Annotated in this window: 1 protein-coding gene; it reads left to right on the top strand. The window is 75.6% G+C overall.

What is annotated here, in order from left to right; all coding sequences use genetic code 11:
- Nucleotides 1–14 precede the first annotated feature (14 nt).
- Nucleotides 15–10,427: a type I polyketide synthase gene (locus O7634_RS29375; protein ID WP_278153381.1), complete on the top strand. Its 10,413-nt coding sequence runs from the start codon at nt 15–17 to the stop codon at nt 10,425–10,427.
- The last annotated feature ends 20 nt before the right edge of the window (nt 10,428–10,447 follow it).

The following is a 10,447-nucleotide window of genomic DNA, read 5'->3' as shown; positions in this document are numbered from 1 at the left end:
GGGGAGACGGTTCCATGAGCGCCGACGTCACGGACCCGCAGCAGGAGAAGCTGGTCCGCTACCTGAAGAAGGTCGCCGCCGACCTCGCCGAGACCCGCGCGCGGCTGCGCGAACTCGAGGACCAGGCCGGCGAGCCCATCGCCATCGTGGGCATGAGCTGCCGCTACCCCGGCGGTGTCAGCTCACCCGACGACCTCTGGCGCATCGTCGCCGAGGAGCGCTCCGGCATCTCACCGTTTCCCACCGACCGTGGCTGGGACCTGGAGAACCTGTACCACCCGGACCCGGACCACACGGGCACCACGTACACCCGCAACGGTGGCTTCCTTGACCGGGCGGGGGAGTTCGACGCCGAGTTCTTCGGCATCAGCCCCCGCGAGGCCCAGGCGATCGATCCGCAACAACGCCTGCTGCTCGAACTGGGTTGGGAGGCGTTCGAGGACGCCGGGCTCGACCTCACCGCCCTGCGCGGTTCGCGCACCGGCGTGTTCTGCGGAGTGATCTACTCCGACTACGGCTACGTGGCCGGGCAGAGCGACCGTCGCCCCGAGATCGAGGGCTACCTCGGCATCGGCTCGGCCGGCAGCGTCGCCTCCGGGCGGGTCAGCTACACCTTCGGCTTCGAGGGCCCGGCGGTCAGCGTCGACACCGCCTGCTCGTCCTCCCTCGTCGCGATCCACCTCGCCACCCGGGCGCTGCGCGCGCAGGAGTGCTCGCTGGCCCTGGCCGGAGGCGTCACGGTTCTCGCCCGGCCGAACATCTTCGTGGAGTTCAGCCGCCAGCGCGGACTCTCCGCGGACGGGCTGTGCAAGTCGTACGCGGAGGCCGCCGACGGCACCGGCTGGTCCGAGGGAGCCGGCCTGCTGGTCCTCGAACGGCTCTCCGACGCCCGCCGCAACGGCCACCAGGTGCTCGGGCTCATCCGAGGCAGCGCCGTCAACCAGGACGGCGCCAGCAACGGTCTCACCGCGCCCAACGGTCCGTCGCAGGAGCGCGTCATCAGGCAGGCCCTCACCGACGGGGGCCTCGGCCCGTCCGACGTGGACCTGGTGGAGGGCCACGGCACCGGCACCCGACTCGGCGACCCGATCGAGGCACGGGCGTTGCTGGCCACGTACGGGCGCGAGCGCGAGCGCGGCCCGCTGCGGCTCGGCTCGATCAAGTCCAACATCGGCCATTCCCAGGCGGCCGCCGGGGTTGCCGGCCTCATCAAGATGGTCCAGGCGATGCGGCACGACCTGATGCCCCGCACCCTGCACGTCGACACCCCCTCGTCACACGTCGGCTGGAACGGCGACGCCGTCCGGGTGCTCACCGAGGCCGAGCCCTGGCCGCCCGGCGACCAGCCCCGACGCGCGGGGGTGTCGTCGTTCGGCGTCAGCGGCACCAACGCCCACGTCATCGTCGAGGAACCCCCGGCGGTCGAGCCGGCCCGCGCCGACGGTCGCGCGCCGGCCGTCGTACCGATCCTGGTCTCGGGTCGTGGTGACGCGGCGCTGCGCGAGCAGGCGGCCCGGCTGCGCGCGCACCTCGTCGCGCGCCCCGACCTGAGCCTGCTGAACACCGGGTACGCGTTGGCGACCGGCCGTGCCCACCTGACCCGCCGGGCAGCGATCCTCGCCGGCAGCCGCGCGGAGCTGCTGGACGCTCTCGCCGACCTCGCCGCCGGACACTCCGCCGGCTCCGTGGTCGAGGGCGCCGCCGGCGGCGACCGCGTCGTGCTGGTCTTTCCCGGTCAGGGGGCCCAGTGGGAACGGATGGCCGTCGGCCTGCTCGACTCCGCCCCGGTCTTCGCCGCCGAGATCGAGGCGTGCGGCGCTGCCCTGTCCCGATACGTCGACTGGAACCTGGAGGACGTGTTGCGGGGGCGGCCCGGCGCGCCGTCGCTGGACCGCGTCGACGTGGTACAGCCGGCGCTGTTCGCGGTGCTGGTGTCGCTGGCCCGGTTGTGGCAGTCGTACGGAGTCCGTCCGGTCGCCGTGGTCGGCCACTCCCAGGGTGAGATCGCCGCCGCGTACGTCTCCGGTGGCCTCACCCTCGACGACGCGGTCCGGGTGGTGGCGCTGCGCAGCCGCGCGATCCGGGACAGGCTGGCCGGCCACGGCGGCATGGTCTCCGTGGCCCTCGGCGCGCAGCAGGCCGAGGCGCGCCTCGGAACGTACGCCGGGCGGGTGTCCGTGGCGGCGGTGAACAGCCCCACGACGACGGTGCTGGCCGGCGCCGCGGACGCCCTGGACGAGTTGGTGGCCGACTGCGAACGCGACGGCGTCCGGGTTCGGCGGATCCCGGTCGACTACGCCTCGCACTCGGCGGCCGTGGAGGCCATCGAGGCGGACCTGCTGCGCGACCTGGCTCAGCTCGCGCCGCGCGCCGGGGAGATCCCGTTCTACTCCACGACGACCGGCGGGTTCACCGACACCGCCCACCTCGACGCCGGCTACTGGTACCGCAACCTACGTGGCCAGGTCGGCTTCGGGCCCGCCATCCGGGCTCTCGTCGACAACGGCGCCACGTGCTTCGTGGAGGTGTCCCCGCACCCGGTGCTGGCCGTGGCGGTGCAGGAGACCGCGGCGGCAGCCGGCGCGGAGGACCGGGTGTCCGTCGTCGGCTCGCTACGCCGCGACGAGGGCGGACCGGAACGCTTCGCCCGGTCGCTCGCCGAGGCGCACGTCGCCGGGGCGTCGCTCGACTGGGCCGCCTACTACGCGGGCACCCCCGCACGGCGCGCGCCGCTGCCGACGTACGCGTTCCAACGCGAACGCTACTGGCTGCTGCCCGGCGCGGCGGCCGGCGACCTGGCCGCGGCCGGGCTGACCCGGATCACCCACCCGGTGCTGACCGGCGTCGTGCGGCTCGGTGACCGGGACGAGTGGCTGTTCACCGGCCGCGTCGCGGCGGACGCCCAACCGTGGACGTCCGACCACGCGGTCTTCGGCGTCGTCACGGTGCCCGGCGCGGCGCTCGTCGAGCTGGCGCTCAGCGCCGGGGAGCGGGTCGGGTGCCCGGTGGTGGACGAACTCGTCCTGGAGGCGCCGCTCGTGCTGGCCGATGCCGCCACCAGACGGATCCAGCTCACCGTCGGCCCCGCCGGCGAGGACGGCCGCCGTGACGTCGCCGTCTACTCCGTTACGGGCGGGGACGACGGCGTGACCTGCCACGCCCGGGGTCGGATGGCCACCGGCGCGGAGCCCGCCGATCCGTTCCCGGCCGCGTGGCCACCGCCCGGCGCCCAGCCGGTGCCGATCGCCGATCTCTACCGCCGGCTGGCCGACCTGGGCTACGACTACGGCCCCCTTTTCCAGGGTGTCACCGCCGCCTGGCGGGACGCCGACCATCTGTGGACCGAGGTCACCGTCGAGGACGACCAGGGCGGGTACGCCATCCACCCGGCACTGTTCGACGCCCTGCTGCACGGCGGCCTGCTCGGCCGGGACGAGGGCGCCCCGGTCGACCTCCCGTTCACCTTCGCCGGTGTCGGTCTCGGCGGGGGCGGCGGCTCGCCGGTACGGGTCCGAATGAGCCCGACCGCCGGTTCGGCCCTGCGCGTGGACGCCGTCGACAGCCACGGCGAGCCGGTGGTGTCGGTCGCGGCGTTGACCTCCCGCCCGGTCGACCGTTCCCGCCTGGAGGCGGCGCTGCACGCCGCTGCCGGCGGCGACCCCCTGTACGAGGTGCGGTGGTCGCCGACCCGGCCCACGTCGGTCACGGTCCCCACCGACGCGGAGGTGCTGCGCGTGCCGCCCGGCGTGGACGTGCGCGCCGCAGTGGGCGAGGTGCTGGCCGCCGTGCAGCGCGCCATCGCCGAGGACCGGCCGTTGACGGTCGTCACCACCGGTGTCCGGGACGGCGACGGGCTCGCCTGCGCGGTGTGGGGCCTGGTGCGCTCCGCCCAGGCCGAGCACCCCGACCGCTTCGTGCTGGTGGACGCGGACGGCGACGACGAGGTGGTCCGGGCGGTGGACTCCGGGCTGCCGCAGAGCGCGGTGGCCGGCGGTGAGCTGCTGACGCCGCGGCTCGTGCCCACCGACGCCGGCGGGGACCGCTGGAGCACCGCCGGGAGCGTGCTGATCACCGGCGCGTCGGGCGCGCTCGGCGGTCTGCTCGCCCGGCACCTGGTCTCCGCGTACGGGGTGGGCAAGCTGGTGTTGCTCAGCCGCAGCGGCGAGGCCGAGGTGGGCGACCTGGACGCGGAGGTGATCCGGGTGGCGTGCGACGTCGGCGACCGGGACGCGCTGGCGTCGGTTCTCGCCGAGCACCCGGTGACGGCAGTCTTCCACGCCGCCGGGGTGCTGGACGACGGCGTGGTCACCGCGCTCACCCCCGAGCGGCTGGACGCTGTGCTACGTCCGAAGGTGGACGGCGCCCGCTGGCTGGACGAGCTGACCCGCGACCGCGACCTGGACGCCTTCGTGGTGTTCTCGTCCGCGGCCGGGCTGCTGGGCTCCCCGGGGCAGGCGGCGTACGCGGCGGCGAACGGATACCTCGACGGACTGGCCCAGACCCGCCGGGCACAGGGCCTGCCGGGCATCTCACTGGCCTGGGGTCTGTGGGCCACGGCCAGCGCGATGACCGCACACCTGAGCCGCGCCGACCTGGCCCGGCTGTCCCGCCTGGGCATGGCCGTCATGTCCCCGGAACAGGGCCTCGCGCTGCTGGACAAGGCGCTGGCCGTGGACCCGCCGGTGGCGGTCCCGGCCCGGCTCGACCTGCCCGCCCTGCGGGCCCGCGCCGCCCTGAGCGACCTGCCACCGATCTTCGCCGGGCTGGTGCGAAGCCCGGCGAACCGTACCTCCTCCGTCGCCGCCGACGCGGGTACGGCGTGGTTGCGGCGGATCGCCGCCCTCGACGAGTCCCGCCGCGACGCCGCGCTGCGTGACGTGGTCACCGAGCAGGTCGCGCTGGTGCTCGGCCACGCCGGCGCCGGGACGGTGGACGCCCGACGGCCGTTCAAGGAGCTGGGCTTCGACTCGCTGACGGGACTGGAGCTGCGGCAACGCCTGCAACAGGCCACCGGCCTGCGGCTGCCCGGTACGCTGATCTTCGACTATCCGGCCCCGGACACGGTGGTCGATCACCTCCGGACGCTGGTGCTGGGCACGCCGGCCGTCGCCGGCGCGGCACCCGCCCCGGCCGCCGCCGACGACGACCCGATCGTCGTGGTCGGGATGGCGTGCCGGCTGCCCGGCGGGGTCGAGTCACCGGGCGACCTGTGGCGGATGCTGAGCGACGGCGTCGACGCCACGAGCGAGTTCCCCGCCGACCGTGGCTGGGATCTCGCCTCGCTGTACGACCCGGACCCGGACCACATCGGCACCAGCTACGCCCGCCGGGGCGGCTTCCTGAGCGGGGCCGGCGACTTCGACGCCGGATTCTTCGGCATCAGCCCGCGCGAGGCCACCGCGATGCACCCGCAGCAACGCCTCGTCCTGGAGGCGTCCTGGCACGCCGTCGAGAGCGCCGGCATCGACCCGGCCCGGCTGCGCGGCGAGCGGGTCGGAGTGTTCGTCGGCGCCATGGCGCTCGACTACGGCCCGCCGATGCACGAGCCGATGGCCGACCTGGAGGGATTCCGGATCACCGGCAGCGCGGGGAGCGTCGCGTCCGGACGTGTCGCGTACGTGCTGGGGCTGGAGGGCCCCGCTCTGACCGTCGACACCGCCTGCTCGTCCTCGCTTGTCGCACTGCACCTGGCCGCACAGGCGATCCGCAACGGCGAGTGCACCCTGGCGCTCGCCGGTGGCGCCACGGTGATGGGCACCCCGACCACGTTCGTCGAGTTCTCCCGACAGCGGGCCATGTCCCCGGACGGCCGGTGCAAGGCGTTCTCCGCGGACGCCGACGGGGCCGGCTGGTCCGAGGGCGTCGGCATGCTGGTGGTCGAGCGACTGTCCGAGGCGCGTCGCAACGGGCACCCCGTGCTCGCCGTGGTCCGCGGCAGCGCGGTGAATCAGGACGGCGCGTCGAACGGGTTGACGGCGCCGAATGGTCCGTCGCAGCAGCGGGTGATTCGGCAGGCGTTGGCGGCCGCGGGGTTGACGGCCGCGGATGTGGACGTGGTGGAGGGTCACGGTACGGGGACGACGTTGGGTGATCCGATCGAGGCGCAGGCGTTGGTGGCGACGTACGGGCAGGATCGTCCCGAGGGGTGGCCGCTGTGGCTGGGGTCGTTGAAGTCGAACATCGGCCACACCCAGGCCGCCGCCGGGGTCGCCGGCGTGATCAAGATGATCCTCGCGCTGCGGCACGGGCACCTGCCCCGCACCCTGCACGCCGACACCCCGTCGCCGCACGTCGACTGGGCGGCCGGCGCTGTCGCCCTGCTCGACGCGGCGCAGCCCTGGCCGGAGACCGGCCGACCGCGCCGTGCCGGGGTGTCCTCCTTCGGCATCAGCGGCACCAACGCGCACGTCATCATCGAAGAGGCGCCCGCCGCGGACACCCCCACCCCGACATCCGGCGAGACCGTGCTGCCCTGGGTGCTGTCCGCCCGTACGCCAGCGGGTCTGCGCGACCAGGCGGCGCGGCTGCTCGCCCGGGTCGGCGCGGATGACGCGCCGGAACCGCACGACGTCGCCCTCACCCTCGCGGCGGGCCGTCCGGCCCTCGCCCACCGGGCGGTGATCCTCGGCGTCGACCGCGACGAACTCCGCGCCGGGCTCGCGGCGCTGGTCGAGGGCCGGGAGTCGGACACCGTCATCACCGGCGCCGACCGGCCCGGCGGCGGCGCGCTGGCGTTCGTCTTCCCCGGGCAGGGGGCGCAGCGGCCCGGCATGGGACGGGACCTCTACGACCGCAGCCCCGTCTTCGCCGCCGCCTTCGACGAGGTGTGCGCGGCCGTGGACGCGCGGCTGGCCGGGGACGCCGGGTGCCCGCTGCGGGAGGTCGTCCTCGCCGCCGAGGGCAGCCCCGCCGCGGCCCTGCTGGCCGAGAGCAGGTACGCCCAGGCCGCGCTGTTCGCGGTCGAGGTGGGGCTGCTGGAGATGGTCGGCGCGGCCGGGGTGCGCCCCGACCACCTGATCGGACACTCCCTCGGGGAGATCACCGCCGCGTACGCCGCCGGAGTCTTCACGCTCGCGGACGCCTGTGCCCTGGTCGCCGCGCGCGGTCGGCTGATGCAGGCACTACCGACCGGCGGCGCGATGGTGGCGATCTCCGCCAGCGAGGACGAGGTCCGCGCCGAGTTGGCGTCCACCGGCCTGCCGGGCGTCGAGATCGCCGCCGTCAACGGCCCGCGGTCGGTGGTGGTCTCCGGGGACGAGCCCGGGGTGCTCGCGCTGGGCGAGCGGTTGCGCGTGGCCGGGCACCGCACCCGGCGGCTCACCGTCTCGCACGCCTTCCACTCGCCGCACGTCGAGCCGATGCTCGCCGAGTTCGCCGCCGAGGTGGCGGGGTTGTCGTTGCGCCCGCCGTCGATCCCGGTGATCTCCAACGTGACGGGCGCCCCGGCCGACCCGGACCACATCCGCACCGCCGCGTACTGGACCGAGCACGTGCGCCGGCCCGTACGCTTCGCCGACGGTGTGCGGGCCCTGCACGACCTCGGTGTCACCACGTTCCTGGAGCTCGGCCCCGATGCCGTGCTCACCCCGATGGTGCACGAGACCCTGGACGACGACGCCGTCCTCGCCACCGCCACCCTGACCCGTGGGCGACCCGAGGCGCTGGCCGTGCCGGTCGCCCTGGCGCGACTGCACGCGCACGGCGTCCCGGTGCCGTGGGAGCGAGGTCTGCCCGGCGCCCGTCGCGTCGAACTGCCCGGCTACCCGTTCCAGCGGCAGTGGTACTGGCTCGACGCCACCGGGAGCAGGACCGACCTGCGGTCCGCCGGGCTGAACGACGCCGGGCACCCGGTGCTCGGCGCCGCCGTCGCGGTGGGCGGCGAGCGTGGCGGCGCGGTCCTCACCGGACGGATCGTGCCCGGCACCCGGTCCTGGCTCGCCGATCACGCGGTGGGCGACTCGGCGCTGCTGCCCGGAACCGCGCTGCTCGATCTGGCGCTGCGCGCCGGCGTCGAGGTGGGCTGCCCGACGGTGGCCGAGCTGACCCTGGCCGCGCCGCTCGCGCTCACCGACGGGGAACCGGTGTACGTGCAGGTCGTCGTGGGGCAGGCGGACGAGGCCGGCGCCCGCAGCGTGGACGTCTACGCGTCGGCCACGCCGGGTGGCGGAGACGCGGTCCGGCATGCCACCGGCACCCTCAGCCCGGCGGCCGGCAACACCGGGGTGCGGCTCGACGAGTGGCCCCCGCCCGGCGCGGAAGCCCTGCCGGTGACCGGCCTGTACGACGACCTCACCGGCCGCGGTTACGGCTACGGGCCGGCGTTCCGGGGGCTCAACGCGGCCTGGCGCGACGGCGACGACCTCTACGCCGAGGTCGTGCTTCCCGTCGAGGCGGAGACCTTCGGCATCCACCCCGCCCTGCTGGACGCGGCGCTGCACGCCCTGCACCTGCGGGCCGACGCGCAGGGCGCCGACGTCGGTGTGCCGTTCTCCTGGACCGGGGTGACCCTGAGCGCCACCCGGGCCACCGCGTTGCGCGTGCGACTCAGCCCGGTGGGCGAGCACACGTACTCGATCACCGCCGTGGACCCCGCCGGGCGACCCGTGCTGCGCGCCGAGTCGCTGAGCGTCCGGCCCCTGTCCGTCGGCGCCCCGGCCGGCGCGGCCGACGGTCTGCGGCTGCGCTGGCGGCCGGTCCCCGCCGACGTCCGGCGGCCGGCCCCCGCCGACGTCGCGGCCCAGCTGCCGGACGTGGTCCACGTCGAACCCGGCGGCGAGCTGCTCCCCACGCTCAGCGGGCTGCTCGCGCGGGTGCAGAGTTTCCTGGCCGACACCGAGCCCGCCGGCCGCCGGCTGGCCGTGGTCACCAGGGGCACGCTCATGGAGGTGCCCGACCCGGTCACCGCCGCGGTCTGGGGCCTGGTCCGCTCCGCCCAGAGCGAGCACCCCGGCCGGTTGCTGCTGGCCGACCTCGACGAGTCGACCGACGCGGCGCTCGCGGTAGCCGTCGCCGCCGAGGAGCCGCAGGTCGCCGTCCGCGCCGGTACGGCGTACGCGCCCCGGCTCACCCGCGCCGTCGCCACCCCCACCGCCGACGCGCCGGGTCGACGGCTCGACCCGAACGGCACCGTCCTGGTCACCGGCGCCAGCGGCACCCTGGCCGCGCTGGTGGTCCGACGCCTGGTCGCCGAGCACGGCGTCCGGCACCTGCTGTTGCTCAGCCGCCGTCCGGCCGTCGTCGACGGACTGCCGCCGCAGGTGCGGGTCCGGTCGCTGGCCTGCGACGTGGCCGACCGCGAGCAGTTGGTCGAGGCGCTGGCCCAGGTTCCCGCCGCGCACCCGCTCACCGCTGTGGTGCACACCGCCGGCGTGCTGGACGACGGCGTGGTCGAGGCACTCACCCCGCAGCGGCTGGCAGCCGTACTCAAGCCCAAGGCGGACGCCGCCCGCCATCTGGACGAACTGACCTCGGACGCCGACCTGGTCGCCTTCGTGCTGTTCTCCTCGGCGGCGGGCCTGTTCGGCACGGCCGGACAGGCGAACTACGCGGCGGCCAACGCGTATCTGGACGCGCTGGCCGCCCGGCGGCGCGCGGCCGGGCGGCCCGGGGTCTCCATCGCCTGGGGCTTGTGGGCCGAGACCAGCGCGATGACGGCCGGGATGGGCGACGCCGACCGCCGCCGGATCACCCGGTTCGGCCTGCGGCCGACCACCGTCGAGGAGGGACTGGCGGCGTTCGACAGCGCGCTCTGGGCCGTCGACCCGGTGGTCGTTCCGCTGCGGCTCGACCGGGCCGCGCTCCGGGCGCTGGCCGGCACCCCTCCGCTGCTCGCCGACCTGGCCGGCGGGCCGGCACGACCGGCGGCCCCCGGTCCGGCCCCGGCCGAGTCGCTGGCCGAGCGGCTGGCCGGCCGGTCCGAGCAGGAGCAGCACGCGCTCCTGCTCGACCTCGTCCGTGCCGTCGCCGGGCAGGTGCTCGGGCACACCGACCCCGGTGAGATCGCTCTCGGACTGCCCTTCCGCGACCTCGGGTTCGACTCGCTGACCGCCGTGGAGATGCGTAACCGGCTCGCCGAGCGTACCGGCATCCGGCTCCCGGCCACCGCGATCTTCGACTACCCGGACCCGCGGTCGCTGGCCGTCCACCTGCACCAGCGGCTCGCGCCACCTCCCGCCGTCCCGGACTACCAGCAGGTGCTGGGGGAGCTGCACCGGCTGCGCGACGTGCTCGCCGGGATGGAGCTGTCCGCCGAGGAGCGGGCCGGGGTGACCGCGACGCTGCGCGCCATGACCGACCCCCGGGGCTCGGACGGCGCCGCCGCCCCGACCCACGCCGACCTCGCCACCGCCAGCACCGCCGAGGTCCTCGACTTCATCACCGACGGCCTCGGCATCGCGCTGCGCCGCGACGACGCCCCCGCCACCTGATCCGGCCACCACGCGACCGA

The sequence above is a fragment of the Micromonospora sp. WMMD1120 genome (genome assembly GCF_029626235.1).
Lineage (GTDB): Bacteria > Actinomycetota > Actinomycetes > Mycobacteriales > Micromonosporaceae > Micromonospora.
Note: the sequence above shows the minus strand (reverse complement) of the source record. Positions and strands in the feature narration are given on the sequence as shown.

Bases quoted from the DNA above. Each gene is read 5' to 3' on its own strand.
- O7634_RS29375 (WP_278153381.1), top strand. From the start codon at position 15: ATGAGCGCCGACGTCACGGACCCGCAGCAGGAGAAGCTGGTCCGCTAC.